Source organism: Bacillus sp. FSL K6-2839, assembly GCF_038003365.1.
GTDB lineage: Bacteria > Bacillota > Bacilli > Bacillales > Bacillaceae > Bacillus.
The window spans coordinates 1,380,815-1,395,496 of sequence record NZ_JBBOOZ010000001.1; the positions used below are offsets into that span (position 1 = coordinate 1,380,815).

14 protein-coding genes are annotated in these 14,682 nt (G+C 41.9%); 2 read left to right on the forward strand and 12 right to left on the reverse strand.

What is annotated here, in order from left to right:
• Window positions 1-90 precede the first annotated feature (90 nt).
• Window positions 91-750 carry a TetR/AcrR family transcriptional regulator gene (locus tag MHH26_RS06730; protein WP_340972798.1) on the reverse strand — a complete coding sequence of 220 codons (660 nt, stop codon included), beginning with the start codon at window positions 748-750 and terminating at the stop codon, window positions 91-93.
• Window positions 751-914: 164 nt separating this feature from the next.
• Here MHH26_RS06730 and MHH26_RS19230 point away from each other — a divergent pair, with 164 nt between their 5' ends.
• Window positions 915-1,070: a pentapeptide repeat-containing protein gene (locus tag MHH26_RS19230; protein WP_409482278.1), complete on the forward strand. Its 156-nt coding sequence runs from the start codon at window positions 915-917 to the stop codon at window positions 1,068-1,070.
• A 255-nt stretch (window positions 1,071-1,325) separates the two neighbouring features.
• Here MHH26_RS19230 and MHH26_RS06740 read toward each other — a convergent pair whose 3' ends face one another.
• Together MHH26_RS06740 and MHH26_RS06745 are read right to left on the reverse strand one after the other, a co-directional pair.
• The gene (locus MHH26_RS06740) at window positions 1,326-2,252 is read right to left on the reverse strand and encodes an alpha/beta hydrolase (RefSeq protein WP_334749306.1); all 927 of its coding nucleotides are present in this window, start codon (window positions 2,250-2,252) and stop codon (window positions 1,326-1,328) included.
• A 28-nt stretch (window positions 2,253-2,280) separates the two neighbouring features.
• Window positions 2,281-2,475 (reverse strand): hypothetical protein, encoded by a 195-nt coding sequence (locus MHH26_RS06745; protein ID WP_334749308.1) that lies wholly within the window; start codon window positions 2,473-2,475, stop codon window positions 2,281-2,283.
• Window positions 2,476-2,651: 176 nt separating this feature from the next.
• On the opposite strand from MHH26_RS06745, the gene MHH26_RS06750 reads away from it, so the two are divergent.
• Window positions 2,652-2,960: a DUF4870 domain-containing protein gene (locus MHH26_RS06750; protein ID WP_307499696.1), complete on the forward strand. Its 309-nt coding sequence runs from the start codon at window positions 2,652-2,654 to the stop codon at window positions 2,958-2,960.
• A gap of 54 nt (window positions 2,961-3,014) precedes the next feature.
• On the opposite strand, the gene MHH26_RS06755 is transcribed toward MHH26_RS06750, so the two are convergent.
• From MHH26_RS06755 to MHH26_RS06795, 9 genes are all read right to left on the reverse strand, one after another.
• Window positions 3,015-4,418 carry a sensor histidine kinase gene (locus tag MHH26_RS06755; protein ID WP_340972807.1) on the reverse strand — a complete coding sequence of 468 codons (1,404 nt, stop codon included), beginning with the start codon at window positions 4,416-4,418 and terminating at the stop codon, window positions 3,015-3,017.
• Between the two features lie 2 nt (window positions 4,419-4,420).
• Window positions 4,421-5,128, reverse strand: a complete 708-nt coding sequence (locus MHH26_RS06760; RefSeq protein WP_340972809.1) for a response regulator transcription factor — start codon at window positions 5,126-5,128, stop codon at window positions 4,421-4,423.
• Window positions 5,129-5,259: 131 nt separating this feature from the next.
• Window positions 5,260-6,528 (reverse strand): glucuronoxylanase, encoded by a 1,269-nt coding sequence (locus MHH26_RS06765; RefSeq protein WP_340972811.1) that lies wholly within the window; start codon window positions 6,526-6,528, stop codon window positions 5,260-5,262.
• Between the two features lie 53 nt (window positions 6,529-6,581).
• Entirely contained in the window at window positions 6,582-8,117 is a 1,536-nt protein-coding gene (locus tag MHH26_RS06770; RefSeq protein WP_427847061.1) for a glycoside hydrolase family 43 protein, read from the reverse strand.
• 224 nt (window positions 8,118-8,341) lie between these two features.
• Window positions 8,342-9,802, reverse strand: a complete 1,461-nt coding sequence (locus MHH26_RS06775) for a CoA-acylating methylmalonate-semialdehyde dehydrogenase (protein ID WP_340972812.1) — start codon at window positions 9,800-9,802, stop codon at window positions 8,342-8,344.
• Window positions 9,803-10,149: 347 nt separating this feature from the next.
• On the reverse strand, window positions 10,150-11,481 hold the full coding sequence (locus MHH26_RS06780) for an alpha-glucosidase/alpha-galactosidase (protein WP_334749313.1): 1,332 nt from the start codon (window positions 11,479-11,481) through the stop codon (window positions 10,150-10,152).
• Window positions 11,482-11,512: 31 nt separating this feature from the next.
• The gene (locus tag MHH26_RS06785; RefSeq protein WP_340972813.1) at window positions 11,513-12,343 is read right to left on the reverse strand and encodes a carbohydrate ABC transporter permease; all 831 of its coding nucleotides are present in this window, start codon (window positions 12,341-12,343) and stop codon (window positions 11,513-11,515) included.
• Window positions 12,343-13,275: a carbohydrate ABC transporter permease gene (locus MHH26_RS06790; RefSeq protein WP_307499702.1), complete on the reverse strand. Its 933-nt coding sequence runs from the start codon at window positions 13,273-13,275 to the stop codon at window positions 12,343-12,345. Before MHH26_RS06790 ends, MHH26_RS06785 begins: the two co-directional genes overlap by 1 nt.
• A 30-nt stretch (window positions 13,276-13,305) precedes the next feature.
• Window positions 13,306-14,562 (reverse strand): ABC transporter substrate-binding protein, encoded by a 1,257-nt coding sequence (locus tag MHH26_RS06795; protein ID WP_340972815.1) that lies wholly within the window; start codon window positions 14,560-14,562, stop codon window positions 13,306-13,308.
• Between the last annotated feature and the right edge of the window lie 120 nt (window positions 14,563-14,682).

Here is a 14,682-nt window from a genome sequence, read left to right on the forward strand (position 1 = left end):
TAAATGAAAGTGCGAATGTGAAATACACATGGCGATATAAGTGCTTTCAAAACTGTAAAATGGTTACATCCAATCTTCAGTTCATCATCCTTATTCCTTGGCTTCCTTGAGATCGCTAACAACTTCAGCATATTTATCATCTCTAAGAAGCCCATGACCCATAAAGTCAGCAAAGTACTTGCTCATCTTATGCTGCAGGTTAGAATCCTTAATATCGAATTCTCTAAAAAACATGACTAAATTAAACTGCATAGATTCAAACATAAAAGAAATGAGGTCGTCATCAATATCAGGTCGTAGATATCCATCAACCCTCATGCGGCGTAACATGTCCTTGATTAAGGGGAATGACTCGCCCTTTAGCACATTCAAATATACTTTTAGTAAGGTGTTCTCTGGAATGTGTAAAAATGTTTCAACGAGTTTGATTTCCAGTTCATTCAATGGCTCAGTCGCAATGCCATTAGTGTTGTCAAATAGGCCAGTAAGGAAAAATTGAAAAAGAGAATCTTCATTGTTGTTATGAAAATACGCAGCTCTTTTCTTGGTCACATGTCGTATTAAGAGACAATAAAGGTCATCTTTGTCTTCAAAATACCGATAAAAAGTTCCGGGATGCATGGACAAACGATCCAAAACCATCTTCATCGTTATATCCTCGTAAAGATGATCAACAAAAAGATGCATAGCACGATTACATATGTCCTCACGTCTTGCTTTATCCAATCGAAAGAAAGTATTTTTTGGCATAAATGACTCCTTTATGTAAAGTGTGAACTCATTCACACCATATCGATAATTGATTCACATGTCAAGCTGTATTGAAATAGATACCCGCTCTTTGCTCGGACGGATTTCACCCCAACGGTAGTACGATTGATCATTGTACCTTTATTCGTTCCGACTTGCGCTCTGTGGGCATTGCCAAAATCAAAGCCGTTTTCACCAATTGCGAATTCTCCTCCTGCGATATGAGAGGAATGACATTGGAGAATGCTATGTTTATCGATTGCACTTTTTATAAATGTAGATTCAATGACCGCGTTTTACAGGCAGCGAATATCAGCTAGTTGATATAACGTTTGAGGGAGTGGTGACACTTCGTCAACTCCAGTGAAGAAGTGAACATTCATTATATTAATAGGAAATATGTATTTTTTAAACAAAAATTGGAATTTAAGGATTACTTAACCCGAAGTGAATTGACAATCTGAATGTATTTCATGTTGAATTGAAAAAGGCTGCTTTCAAGTAAGCAGCCCATTCACTAAACTTTCGACTATTTCAATCAAATCATTCTGCATCTTTTTGTGTGAACTCAACCCCTAACGATTGATTACCTGAATGATTTTCTCCTGAGCATCTTGTGCCTCAGGGATTGGCATGACAACAAATACATGAAGCATTTCAGGATAAACAAAGGTTTTTATGTCAATTCCTTGTTCTGTTAGTTTTTCATCAAGCTTTATGGCATCTGGATATAACATATCATGTGTTCCAATAAAATGAGTAATCTTCCCAAGTCCTTTAAAGTCACCGTAAATGGGACTGATCAATGGGTCAGTTACATTTTTATCAGCTGTCCAAATCTTTGCAATGACTTCCATTCCTTCAGGACCTAGAATCGGGTCCTTTTTTGCATATTCAAACATTAGAGGATTGCTTAAGCTCATGTCAACACATGCAGATAATAAAATAATATCCTTCGGCTGCGGCAGACCTTCCTTCTTTAAAAGGTGCGCCAGACCAAGTGAGATATTCCCGCCAGCTGAATCTCCCATGATCGTCAATTGATTGGCACTTTCAACAGTTTTCAGAAGGTCTTTATATAGGTTTAGGATTTTCAGATAGGTATCCTGGCAGCTATAATGAGGCACTTTTGGATAAATAGGAGCCACCACTTTCGCATTGAGTGATTGCGCCATCTTATCCATGAACCACCAATGGAAATTCAAAGGCTGATTTGTCCAAGCGCCGCCATGTATATATAGAATGACTTTTTGTTTTTGTGACGTTTGGTCATTCAAAGTGAAAACTTGTATGCCTTCGAATGTCTGCTCTTTTATCTCACTAATTAACTTCACATCATCCCCAATGGCATAAGGCTTCGTATTTTCTATTCCTTTTTGATCAAGAAATTTTTTTGTGTTTTCAATACTAGAAAAACTCTCTTTATTACTTTGGGAAGCGAATAATTTTTCAAATTGAATACTTTCTTCAGAACGTTCTCCATTAACTATTTCCACACTCATTTGTTTTCTCTCCTTTAAGTCAATTGTTTTATTGTTCATCCTGATGTATCACACGAAATGATTCGAGGTAGACTTGTATTTCTTTATCAGAGGTCTTTAACAAGTTAGATAAAAGGTCTTGAATTTGACGGAAGCGTTTAATTTTCTTTTTAATTTCTTCGTGTTTGTGATGTACAATCCTTCTTAAAGTATCAGGTTCTATGTCTTGACTCAGCAGTTCCATAACTTGTATTTCCTTTATCTTTCATGTAGCGTTCGATCTTTTAACATTTTTAAGGTTGCTGTAAGGTTCGGATTAATACAAGTTAAGGTTGAGGTTGTACAATGGGTTTGTAAGGAAGTGAGGGATGAGTCGAATGATTCTCCTCCCTTCTAAATCAATCATAGAGGTGAAAAGGTTTGAGAGAAAATAAAATTTTGTCTTCATTATGTTACTTCAGTATCTTTTTTGCGCCATTTTTGTTTCCGATTATCGTCTATTTGTTAGGGAAGGACGAAGTGAAATATCATGCGAAAAAATCGCTATGGACACATTTTATTCCTTATTTGATTTTTGGCATTGGCATCCTTGGTTCAGGTTTACTTGGCATGAACGATATCAGACATGCTGGTCCGTTCTTAATTGCAACGTATGCTGTGACATTCCTTGTGGCGATCTACTTCTTCATTTGGAACATTGTCAAAGGCATTAAAGTGTTTTCAGAATAATAGATGGGAAAAACGGTTCTGTGATTGATCAGAACCGTTTTTTTGTATGTCCATTCATGCGGGTAATTGGATATCAATCGTTGTTCCTTCCCCTATCATACTGCGTATCGTGATATCCCCGCCGTGCTTTTGGATAATATCCTTTGCAATGGCCATCCCGAGACCAGAGCCTGCATGTGTCCCTCCTGTATTCGTCCCTCTATAGTAGCGGTCAAACACTTTTTCTAGCTCTGCCTCTTCGATTCCTTTGCCATTATCTTTAATCGTGATGTGGGTATTTTCTTTTTGTTCCAGCTGTACAATGATTTTCACATCAGAATCATTGTGAACAAGGGCATTTAAAATGAGATTGGTGACCGCTCTTCGTATGAGGATCGTATCAATATTTAGCATGAGCTTGTCTACATTCGTTTGCAGCTCAATCGTCTGTTCTGCATATCTCGAATCGTTTAGGATATCAATTAACGTTTCCCGCAGCAACGGCACAATGTTCACTAGCTCTTTATGCAGCATCACGTCGTTATTTTTCAGCCTTGTTGTTAAATTTAGATCCTCCATGACATCTTTGATGTACAGTGATTTATTCTCTATGATGCTGGCATAATGTCTGATGTCTTGATCTGAAAGAGGATAATTTGGATCTTTGATGATTTCTGCATAGCCTTGAATAGAGGATAATGGTGTTTTAATATCATGAGAAATATGACTGATCCACTCTTCCCGCATTTGCTCTAATTTGTCTTTTTCTTTTTGGCTTGAAGCGAGCTGCTCTGATAAGTGATTGACATTATAGAAGACATCTTTATATATTCCCTTAGTTGGCAGCTTTGTCGTATAATCTCCGTTTGTGAGCCGCTGGATTCCATGAATGGCACGGTCGAGCGGTTTGATGAGCTGCCGGCTGAATAAGTACCCCATAAGTAAGGCAATGATGGCGTCAATCGATAATAAAATCATCGTCCCGATATTGAATCTCGCCACTAAGTCCTTCGTGTCGAACGAGAATAAATATTTTCCGATGGAAGGGTCCTTAAATCCGATAAAGTAGCTGTATTCCCTGCCCTTTCCTTTTTTTTCGCCGACATAAATGGTTGATAGCAATTGTTTATCTTTATATTTATGTAAATTCACGATTTCTATAGGTGTATATTTGCTCTTTAAGCCTTTAGGTGCTTGTACATGATAGACGTCTTGTCCATTTTCATCTAATATTTGAATCCACGCATTTTGTTGTTTTAAGGCTTGCTGTCCTTCTTTGCTCACAGTGACATCTTGACCGGACAAGGTGATGTATTGTTCAAATGTTCTTGTGAAGGTTTCGGGCGTATTTCCTTCGTTTTGCTGGCTGCTTGCTTGTAGTACAAGCAAAATGATGAATCCAAATAAGTTAATAAAAACCGTGATAATGGTCACGATAATGACAGAGACCATATATCTGCCTGTTAATCGCCATTTCATCCTTACGCATCCTTTACAACAAATTTATAGCCAAGCCCTTTGACCGTCACGAGAAATTCTGGTGTAGATGGGGAATTCTCTATTTTCTCCCGAAGTCTTCGTATATGAACCATCACCGTATTGTCAGAACCGAAGAAATCTTCTCCCCAAACAGTTTGATAAAGCGTTTCTTTACTGATCACTCGATTTGGGTGCTGCAAGAAATAGGTCATCAGCATAAGTTCTTTCGGTGTGAGCTCAATTGCCGCTCCGTTTTTCGTCAATTCGGCTTGCTGCTCGTTTAACTCAAATGGCCCTTTTTTGATCACGGGATCTGCTTGAGAAGGCTGTAAGTATGATGACCGTCTCAGCTGGGCTTTTACCCGGTAGGCGACTTCCTTTGGGCTGAAAGGTTTTGTAATGTAATCATCGCCGCCAATGGCAAGTCCTACAATTTTGTCTGATTCCTCTCCCTTTGCTGATAAAAAGATAATCGGAACATGGGAGGTCTCTCTAATTTGTCTGCAAATATCATAGCCTTCACCGTCTGGCAGCATAATATCCAGTATGACGAGATCGGGATGTTCTTGATGGAATTGCGTGAGCCCATCACGGGCAGTTGAAGCTGTTATCACCCGGTCAATGCCTTCTCTTGTTAATACTGTATGGAGTAATTCCAAAATTTCTTTTTCGTCATCTATAATCAATACTTTGCTTTGAAGCTTTGGCATTATGATCACTCTCCTGAAGTCATTGTTATTATTATACCCAAAGTGTAGACATCGTGAAAAATCAACTTTCTATTTGCACAGAAAAAAGCCAATTTTCTTTTTTAATGAGAAAATTGGCTTTTGGTGTTTTTTTATCGTTTGACCACAAATGTTGTCACACTTTGAGCCGGGAGATGAGCCCAAAATTGATTACCTGATATATTTAAGTCAGTTCCAGGCTGAAGGTTGCTGTTACTACTCGTAATCCATCTTGACGCTTGTGAAGCGGTTCCATTTTGCATGACAAAGTGTTGATTGACGCCTGTATTGTTTTTATTAATCGCTACAATGACGACCTTATTGTCCCCTTTATAGGCTGAGACGAAAACATTCGGTTCAGGGCTTTTCGTTGCATCAATTCTGACGTACCCTGGACGCACAAACTTGGAGAAATGCGCCATGTTGTAGCCACGTTTGCTAATCATTCCATCTTCCTTCATAGGACCGTATGATCTGCGGATGTACCACCAAACATACGCCTGAAAATCACCTTCCACCATCGAATGGTGAATATGCTCTGACACCCCTAATGCCTCAGGCCAGCGGTCCGCTGAATTGTTATCACTATTCGGGTAATATACCTCTGTCATCCACAGCTCTTTCCCCGCTCCTTTTTGTTTAAAAAGAGGATACGGAAGCTGGCTGATCTGGGTTCCATACAGATGGGCACCGAGAATGTCCATATTTCTAAGCGCCTGCGGATCGTTTAAGATAGGATCTGATATATTTTTAAGGTATTGAAAAGATTCTGGTGCAATCACGCGTGCATTAATGGAGCCGGCATTTTCTCTCATGAATCGCAGGATTTCCTGAGGCGTCCACCATGTCCATTCGTGTGCATAATCAGGCTCGTTTTGTACAGAAATGGCATAGAGGTTGACACCATTATTTTTCATGTATGTCACAAAATCATTCAGATGCTGAGCATAGGCGGCGTATTGATTGTATCTCAACCGCTTTGCAGACGCACCATTACGGTTGAAAGTCTCCACCATATGGCTTGGAGGATTCCAAGGCGAAGCGATCACTAAAGCGCCATGATCTATTGCTCTTTTGGCGGTAGCAACTTCTCTGTGCCAATTATTTCTGTTCTCGTCTACATTAATTCGTAGAATGGAGAATCCTAATTGATTCTGCCCATTGCCAAAGGCGGTTTCCCTTTGAGGGGCGGTTAAATCACCAATCCAAGCCGGGTGGTTCATTCCGCCAAAGCCGCGAATCACTTGTCTTTCCGCATTGACATTAATATTCGCATCACTTGCTGCTGAAACCTCAGTTACCCCAGGCCCTATGAACATGACAGACAGCATAGTGCAGCAGATGAATAAAGTACAAATTGGTTTTTTGATTATGGACATCAAATTTTCCCACTCTCCCATCAACCAGTGATCGATGCCGCAGCATCTGATTTTGTTTACCTTTGAGTAAACTGCCAGGAATCAAATTGGAATAGGTTGGCACCATTTCCTTTGAAGACAAAAAATACGTTGTGCACTCCTGCTGCTCCGTTCACTGCCGTTTCTATTTCTCGCCAGTTTCCGCCTGTGGAAGGGACATTGAGTGTTCCGGCAATTCTGCCGTCTGGACTGCCAAGACGTACTTCTATTTGTCCGCCTGAAGCGGATGCTACATTGGCTTTAAAGGTTCTGGCACCGCTCGATCCGAAATCGACATTACTGACAGCCACCCAATCACCGTTTTGAATGTTTGTGACATGCTGGTTATTGACTGGTCCACCTGGTGCTGAGGAGGCCTCTGTTAAAATGCGTCCATTCCAAGCGAATGTTTCAGCTTCTACCCGTTGATAAGGATTCAGGTTGGAAAGCTGTTTAACGCCTTCAAAATTGGCTGCGACCTCTCGAAGGGAGCCGTCAGCATTATGCACAAGCTTATTAATGTGTGGAGATCTGTAGCCTTTCCCTGCTCCATATAAGGCAGAGCTCACCGTTTGCGTGTGATACACGACATACCACTCGTTTTTAAAATGGAACACAGCATGATGGTTGTTACCGCCGCCGCCGAAAAATGCACCTGGATTTTTCAAGAAATGCCCTTTATACGTAAAGGGGCCCATAGGATTTGAGCTCGTCATATAACCGATCTCACCAGGTGGTTTATCGCCTGGGTGGGAGCCGCCAAAATTGATGCAATAAGAATAGTAATAGGTACCGTTATACTTATGCATACCCGAATCTTCAAACATAAAAGGAGCATCAATGGTTGATGCACTACCGACCACACTTGTCATGTCAGGCCCTAGTTTCAGAACTCTTGCTGTTTTAGGATTGGCCCATTGTCCCTGTGTTGGATTTGAACCGCCTGGAACGCCTCCTCCGGCATATAGATAACCGGTCCCGTCATCATCTACAAATACAGCTGGATCAAAAAGCCATACAACACCGGACATCCCTGGAGTATTTGGTGTGACGAGCGCTTTCCCGATAGGATCTTTCCAAGGTCCAATCGGGCTGTCTGCTGTCAAGACGCCAATCCCTCCGCCGCTGTTAGCAAAATAAAGGAAAAATTTATCCTTCCCATTGATCTTTTTCACCGCAGCGGATGGAGCCCAGGAAGCGCCTGCCCATTTGGCAATCCCTCTCCCGCCATTGGCCCCATTTGCGCCAGCTACTGGAATCGCTCCGTGATCTGTCCAGTTCACCATATCCGCCGAAGAGATGACAAAGACCCTATTCAAATTCGCAAAAGAATTATCCTTAATCGTTCCATTGCTGTGATATTCATAGTCATCACTCGACATATAAATGTACACTCTGCCGTTATAGGTGAGCGCAAACGGATCCGCCCCCAAGTGATGGTCTATGAGTGGATTTGCATTTCCTACTCGTTTTGCAATGGGGGTACTTGCTGCACTCGCATCATATACCGGTATACAGCTCAGCACCAAAGCAAGAATCAAAAAACCTACACCGCACTTCATCCTCTTCCTCATCGTGTCATTTTCCTCCTGTTTTCATCTTCCTAATATTGGGGTTTACGCCCAATTTCAAATTATGTTGATATGAGCTGATGAAGAATGAATACAAAGGATGATTTCTAGGGAAAATCACTGCTAAAACCATCATGAAAACCCTTACTTTTTGACTAGGAGACAATAAAAAAATACAGTCCTCCACTTTGGAACTGCATTTTTTCTTCTTATTCAATGAATGTAGATTACATATAACGAGCGGTCACCATTTTCTTTCTTGTGTAAAACTCTACTCCGTCTGTTCCGTTCGCATGTAAGTCCCCGTAGAAAGAATCCTTCCAGCCGGAAAACGGGAAAAATGCCATTGGTGCGGGCACACCGATATTTACGCCGAGCATACCTGCTTCGATGTTTTCGCGAAATTCTCTGATGCTTGATGCGCTGTCCGTGTAAAGGCAGGCACCGTTCGCAAATTTTGATTGATTGGACAGGTCGATCGCTTCTGTTAGTGAAGAGACACGGACAATTGATAAGACTGGGGCGAAAATCTCGTCCTGCCAAATTTTCATTTGATTTGTGACATGGTCAAAAATCGTCGGTCCAACGAAATACCCTTTTCCATTTGTTTCAAGGTCATTCCTACCATCACGAATGAGGCTTGCTCCTTCTTCAATCCCTGACTGGATATATTGAAGCGTTCGTTCTTTATGTTCCTTTCGAATGACTGGACCAAGAAAGACATCTTCATTTATTCCATTTCCAATGACGAGCTCGTTCGATTCATCAACTAATTTTTGAATGAACTCATCTGCCACTTCTTCTTCCACCGCGACAACGGCCGCGGCCATGCAGCGCTCTCCCGCTGATCCAAAGGCAGCACCAATGATTTGTTTCGTTGCCGCATCTAAATCTGCATCTTTGAGGACAATGGAGTGATTCTTTGCACCTGCAAGTGCTTGGACACGTTTGCCATGCTCTGTGCCTTTTTTATAGACGTATTCTGCGACTGGCTGAGAGCCGACAAATGAAATGGCTTTGACCTTTTGATGTTCAAGCAGACCGTTGACGACATCGTGAGCCCCATTGACGATGTTGAGAACACCTTTTGGAAGACCTGCTTCTTCAAATAGCTCGGCTAACCGCGCGGCAAGAATGGGCGTTCGTTCTGAAGGTTTTAAAACAAATGTATTTCCGCAGGCAATGGCAAGCGGGAACATCCAGCACGGGACCATCATCGGAAAGTTAAATGGCGTAATGCCGCCAATGACACCAATCGGATAGCGGTACATGCCAGATTCGAGTCCAGATGCGATATCTGGTAATTGTTTTCCCATCATTAAGGTGGGTGCACCAGCGGCAAATTCCACACATTCAATCCCGCGCTGCACTTCTCCTTTTGCCTCTGTTATGCTTTTTCCGTTTTCAATCGTTACGAGTTCAGCCAGCTCATCCCAATTCTCAACGAGTAACTGCTGGTATTTAAATAAAATGCGTGCACGGCGGGGAACTGGAGTTTTCGACCAAGTGGTAAATGCTTCTTGTGCTGCCTGTACCGCACGTTCGACATCCTTTTTTGTTGAAAGCGGCACTTCTGCGATGATCTCGCCAGTAGCTGGGTTATATACTGCCTCTGTTTGACTTGTTTCTGCCTCAATCCATTGTCCGCCAATATAATTTTTCAACATTTGTACATCTGTTTTGGTCATGTTCCCTCTCTCCTTTTTATGAAAGAATGTCATGCTTATAGGATGTGTATGGTTGTCATTGTCTCATCTAACGGGCGCCCATCTGTATACACTCTTTGTCAAATGTAATTGTCGTTTTGGTTTACGTTGTGATAAAGAGCTTGCTCTAAAGTGTGAAAGGTTGCCGCCCATCGATTTGTTTGTGAGAAATGATTCCGGAATGTGATTTATTCATGGTGTATTTTTGATCAACTATTGGGTAACTGTAGAAAAATCATAATATTAAAAACGCTTTCAGTCAATCCTCTTTTTGCAACATAAGAAAAACCTGATGCGCGTTGCATCAGGTAGAGGCTGGTTCTTTTCTTTTATTTAGTTGATGCAGCATATTGATTCGGTTCTGCAAAATGCGGGAGCATCTCACCATGTGCTTCAATGAGTTCATCGCATAATTTGATGATGTCATCAATGGATAGTTCAGCGCTTGTGTGTGGATCAAGTAATGCCGCTTGATAAATGTGCTCTTTTTTGCCGCTAATTGCTGCTTCGATTGTCATGAGCTGTGAGCTGATATTGGTCCGGTTGAGTCCAGCCAATTGTTCAGGGATCTCTCCGACATAGCAAGGTATGATGCCGCTGCGATCTGCAACACATGGTACTTCGACACACGCTTTTTCAGGCAGATTGTGAATGAGTCCTCCTGTGTTCAGCACATTCCCGCCAAATTTAAAGGGAACGTTCGTTTCAATCGCTTCAATGATACGAGAACCATATTCTTTTGAGCGAGTATGTGTGATCTGTGTATTGCCCACAAGGTCATGCTTCATTGTATTCCAGTTGTTGATTTGTTCCTCGCAGCGTCTCGGGTATTCATCGAGAGGAATGTTAAATTGACCGATCAGTTCTGGATAGCGTGATTTGATAAAATAAGGATGGTATTCGGCATTGTGCTCTGAGGATTCTGTGACATAGTAGCCGAATTTATCCATCAGCTCAAAACGTACCATATCATGGTGCCGCGCTTGCTGCTTTTCTTTTGCTCTTTTTTTGATGTCTGGGTACAAATCTTTTCCGTCCCGTTTCACCTCTAATAACCATGCCATATGGTTGATGCCGGCAATTTTTTCTTCAATGCCTTCATGATCCATTTCAAGTGATTCAAATAGATCCTTTGTACACACCTGCACACTATGACAAAGACCCACCGTTTGAATCGGTGTATAGCGCAGCATCGCACCTGTCAGTGTGGCCATTGGATTTGTGTAATTTAATAATAAAGCATTTGGGCAAACCTCTTCCATCTCCTTTGCAAAATCAAGCATCACAGGAATTGTTCGAAGGAAGCGGAAGATGCCGCCGATGCCAACCGTATCCGCAATCGTTTGTCTTAATCCGTATTTTTTCGGAATCTCAAAATCAATTACAGTGCTTGGCCGATAGCCTCCAACCTGGATGGCATTGATGACATATTTCGCATCCTTTAAGGCTTCTTTTCGGTTGTGATAGGGCTTAATGGTCACATTTGCACCGTAGTTCTCTTTTAAATGCCGAAGCATCGTGTCTGATTCATTCAGCCGGTTGTGGTCGATATCATATAATGCGAATTCAAAGCCGCTAAGTGCAGGGACGAACAAACAATCTCCTAATATATTTTTAGCAAACACGGTACTCCCTGCACCGATAAATGTAATTTTAGACATTGACGACTCTCCTTTTTACATCCATATTGAACTACCCTTTGACAGAGCCTTGTGAAAGCCCTGCGATAAAATATTTTTGCAACAGTAAAAACATCGTAACCATTGGCAGCATCGCAATGAGCGCAGCGGCACCAACGAGCTGGAGCTGATGCTGATTTTGACCAAAAAAATGGGATAAGGCGACTGTGAGTGTATGCATCTCTTTATCTTGCAAAAAGAAGATGGCAAATTGATAGTCGTTCCAAATATACACACAGGCAATGATTAAAACAGAAGCGGTAATGGGCTTCAGAAGAGGAAAAACGACAGTGAAAAAAACTCTGAGTGTCCCCGCTCCATCAATACGGGCTGCTTCTTCAAGCTCCTTTGGAATGGTCGACCGGATAAAGCCTGCGTATAAGAAAATGGTTAGCGGCAAAAAAGCAGCGACATTATTTAAAATAGCGATTTGATAGGTGTTCATCATCCCGATTTGAACGACCATTTGATAGAGCGGGACAAGGGCTGTGAGCGGTGGAATGACCATAATGGTGATGAATAAAACATAAACTGCTTTATTTAGCTTTGTGTTTCTTCTTGCGAGCGGATAGGCTGCAAGAGATCCAAGTATGATGAGTAATACAGCGGAGCTGAACGTAATCATCACTGTATTCAAAAAGGACTGGCCAAGCTGAGCCTCTGTCCATGCCGTGCGAAAGTTTTCAAGATGGAGCGCTTTCGGAAACAGCCATTTTGAACTGAAATCTCCTATCCCCTTTAATGATGTCGTCACCAAGATATAAAATGGAATGAGGTGAAGCAATGTCACCAAAAGTGCGAGGAAGGTGTACCATCTCTTTTTGCGTTTAAAGGCGTTATCCATCACACCTCGGTCTCCTTTCGTTTGAAATAAATCAGTGCTGCGACACTAATGACAATGATGATGACCGCCATGAAGACTCCTTGCGTTGCTGCATAGCCTGCATCCTGACGTTTGAAATACAGATCATACATAAAGGTCGACATCGATTGCGAGGAATCTCCAGGTCCGCCGCCTGTTAGTGCCACAATGACATCAAAGAGCTTGAGCCCGCCAATGACATTCAGCACAACATTAATGGTGATAGACGGCATAAGCAGCGGCAATGTGATCCGTCTGAATTGCTGGAGGCTTGCTGCGCCGTCTAATTGTGCCGCCTCATAATAATCCTTAGGAATACTTTGAAGGCCTGCTAAATAAATGATCATCGCAATTCCGACGAATTGATAGGTGTTGACAAGCACAATGATCCATGTGTTTAATTGCGGATTGCCAAGCGCATTCATTTGGTCAAATCCAAAAAACGTCACCACATCGTTTAAGGCACCGCCTTGGTAAGCAAACACAAAATACCAAATATAGCCCATGGCAATCGGACTGATCATGACAGGTAGATAGATCACCGTCCTTGTGATGCCTCTCATCTTTAAACTTTGGTTTAATAAGAGAGCATATCCAAGTCCAATGATATTTTGTAAGATTGTACTCCCAATTCCGTAGAGAAGCGTGTTTTTGACAACAAGCCATGTCGTTGGGTCTTGAAGCAGACGTTTATATTGATCAAGCCCAATCCATTCATAAGTTTGTGAGAACCCGTTCCAATTCGTAAAAGATAGCTGAATGCCGTTCAAAAAAGGATAAATGATAAAGGTACTGACGACGAGTACAGCTGGCATGTACATCCACCAAAGTGATGAATTCCGGCTTTTTTGCATCTTTTGTTTTGGTAAAGAGGTAAATGCGGCTGGCTGCTTTGCTTTTGTGATGTCATTCATTGGCTTCACTCCTGTTTCAGCATGGGCCTGCTATTGTTTTTTCAGACGCTTATATTCCTCTTCCATCTTCTTCGATAATTGTTCTGGTGTGATGGAGCCTGCTAATAATTCTTGACCCGTCGTTGCCATGACAGCCCACATTCCGCTTGGTAAGTATTTTCGATCGAAGTAAGGTTCAATCTTCACCTGTTCGTATTGATCGTAAAACGTAGAGTAATAGTTTTTCGCTTTTACATGCGTTAAGGCTGCTTCAGAGGATGTGCCTTCTGCGATTTTTTCCGCATTTTCAGGCTTTGCGAGAAAATCGATGAATTGTTTTGCTTCTTTTAGATGCTTGGAGTCCTTCCAGGCAGCGACAGTAAACCGTTCTCCCCCAATCCAGCTTTGCTCATCTCCTTCATGAATGGCAGGAACAGGCATCGTTCCTACTTTGATCGATTGATTGAGTTCAGACGCTTCAGGTCCTAATGATCCTCCGACAAAGGTGAAGGCTATTTTGTTTTGTGCCATCAGTTCAGGTGCTTGAGATAGTTTCGCTGTCAGGACATCTTTGTTTAAAAGGTCTTGATCCTTCAGCTCCTTCATGAACTGTGCAAGCGGTGTATAGTGAGACCAATCAAATGATCCGTTTTCAAGTTCTTTTCCGTATTGATGTTTTGGATCGGTGATTAATAAAGGTGTGGCTAGTTCATCAAAGACTTGGGCGATATTTGAGTTATCTCCTCCTGGTATCCAGAGCGGCACAACCTCTCCTTTGCTCTTTTCTTTAACTGTCAGCAAAGCGGATTTTAGTTCATCAAGTGTTCTAGGGACTTCAATGTCATAGTCCTTTAATAGATTGGCATTAAAGCTAAGCCCGTCTTTTGCTTGATTCAGCGGATACGCGTATACTTTGCCAGCTTGGTCCTTTAAAATCTGATCGAGTGAAGGATCAAGCTGTTTGACCCAATCCATCTCTTTTAAATCAGCCACATACTCTCTGTAGCGCAGTTTGGCCCAGCCATGTGTGTCAAACAGATCCGGCATATCGTTTGCCCCCATTTTGACGCGGATCATATCTTCATAGCTGTTGCCTGGGAAGTTGACATCGATTCGAATATGTGGATGCTCTTTTTCAAACTCACGAATCACTTCTTCAAATGCTTTTCTTTCCCCGCTGTTGCTCATCGTCGAATAGAGAGTCAGGGTGGCCTTTCCGTTTGCTTCGGACGTACCGTTATTGCCGCAAGCAGACAAAAGAATGGTCAAGACAAAGGCCGCAGTCAGCAGCATGATTTTTTTATTCATGGTTTCCTCCTTTTGATCACTGAAAATTCAGACGATAATCGGTAGAATTCATGCAGTTGCGGAAACAAAAGAAGTCCATTATACTGGAATTCTATTCTTTTCAAAGAGATAAGAGAGCAT

Excerpts from the sequence above, each read along its gene's own strand:
- MHH26_RS06730 (WP_340972798.1), bottom strand. The coding sequence starts at position 750 with ATGCCAAAAAATACTTTCTTTCGATTGGATAAAGCAAGACGTGAGGAC.
- MHH26_RS06770 (WP_427847061.1), bottom strand. The coding sequence starts at position 8,117 with ATGAGGAAGAGGATGAAGTGCGGTGTAGGTTTTTTGATTCTTGCTTTG.
- MHH26_RS06740 (WP_334749306.1), bottom strand. The coding sequence starts at position 2,252 with ATGAGTGTGGAAATAGTTAATGGAGAACGTTCTGAAGAAAGTATTCAA.
- MHH26_RS06795 (WP_340972815.1), bottom strand. The coding sequence starts at position 14,562 with ATGAATAAAAAAATCATGCTGCTGACTGCGGCCTTTGTCTTGACCATT.
- MHH26_RS06760 (WP_340972809.1), bottom strand. The coding sequence starts at position 5,128 with ATGCCAAAGCTTCAAAGCAAAGTATTGATTATAGATGACGAAAAAGAA.
- MHH26_RS06785 (WP_340972813.1), bottom strand. The coding sequence starts at position 12,343 with ATGGATAACGCCTTTAAACGCAAAAAGAGATGGTACACCTTCCTCGCA.
- MHH26_RS06745 (WP_334749308.1), bottom strand. The coding sequence starts at position 2,475 with ATGGAACTGCTGAGTCAAGACATAGAACCTGATACTTTAAGAAGGATT.
- MHH26_RS06755 (WP_340972807.1), bottom strand. The coding sequence starts at position 4,418 with ATGAAATGGCGATTAACAGGCAGATATATGGTCTCTGTCATTATCGTG.
- MHH26_RS06790 (WP_307499702.1), bottom strand. The coding sequence starts at position 13,275 with ATGAATGACATCACAAAAGCAAAGCAGCCAGCCGCATTTACCTCTTTA.
- MHH26_RS06780 (WP_334749313.1), bottom strand. The coding sequence starts at position 11,481 with ATGTCTAAAATTACATTTATCGGTGCAGGGAGTACCGTGTTTGCTAAA.
- MHH26_RS06775 (WP_340972812.1), bottom strand. The coding sequence starts at position 9,802 with ATGACCAAAACAGATGTACAAATGTTGAAAAATTATATTGGCGGACAA.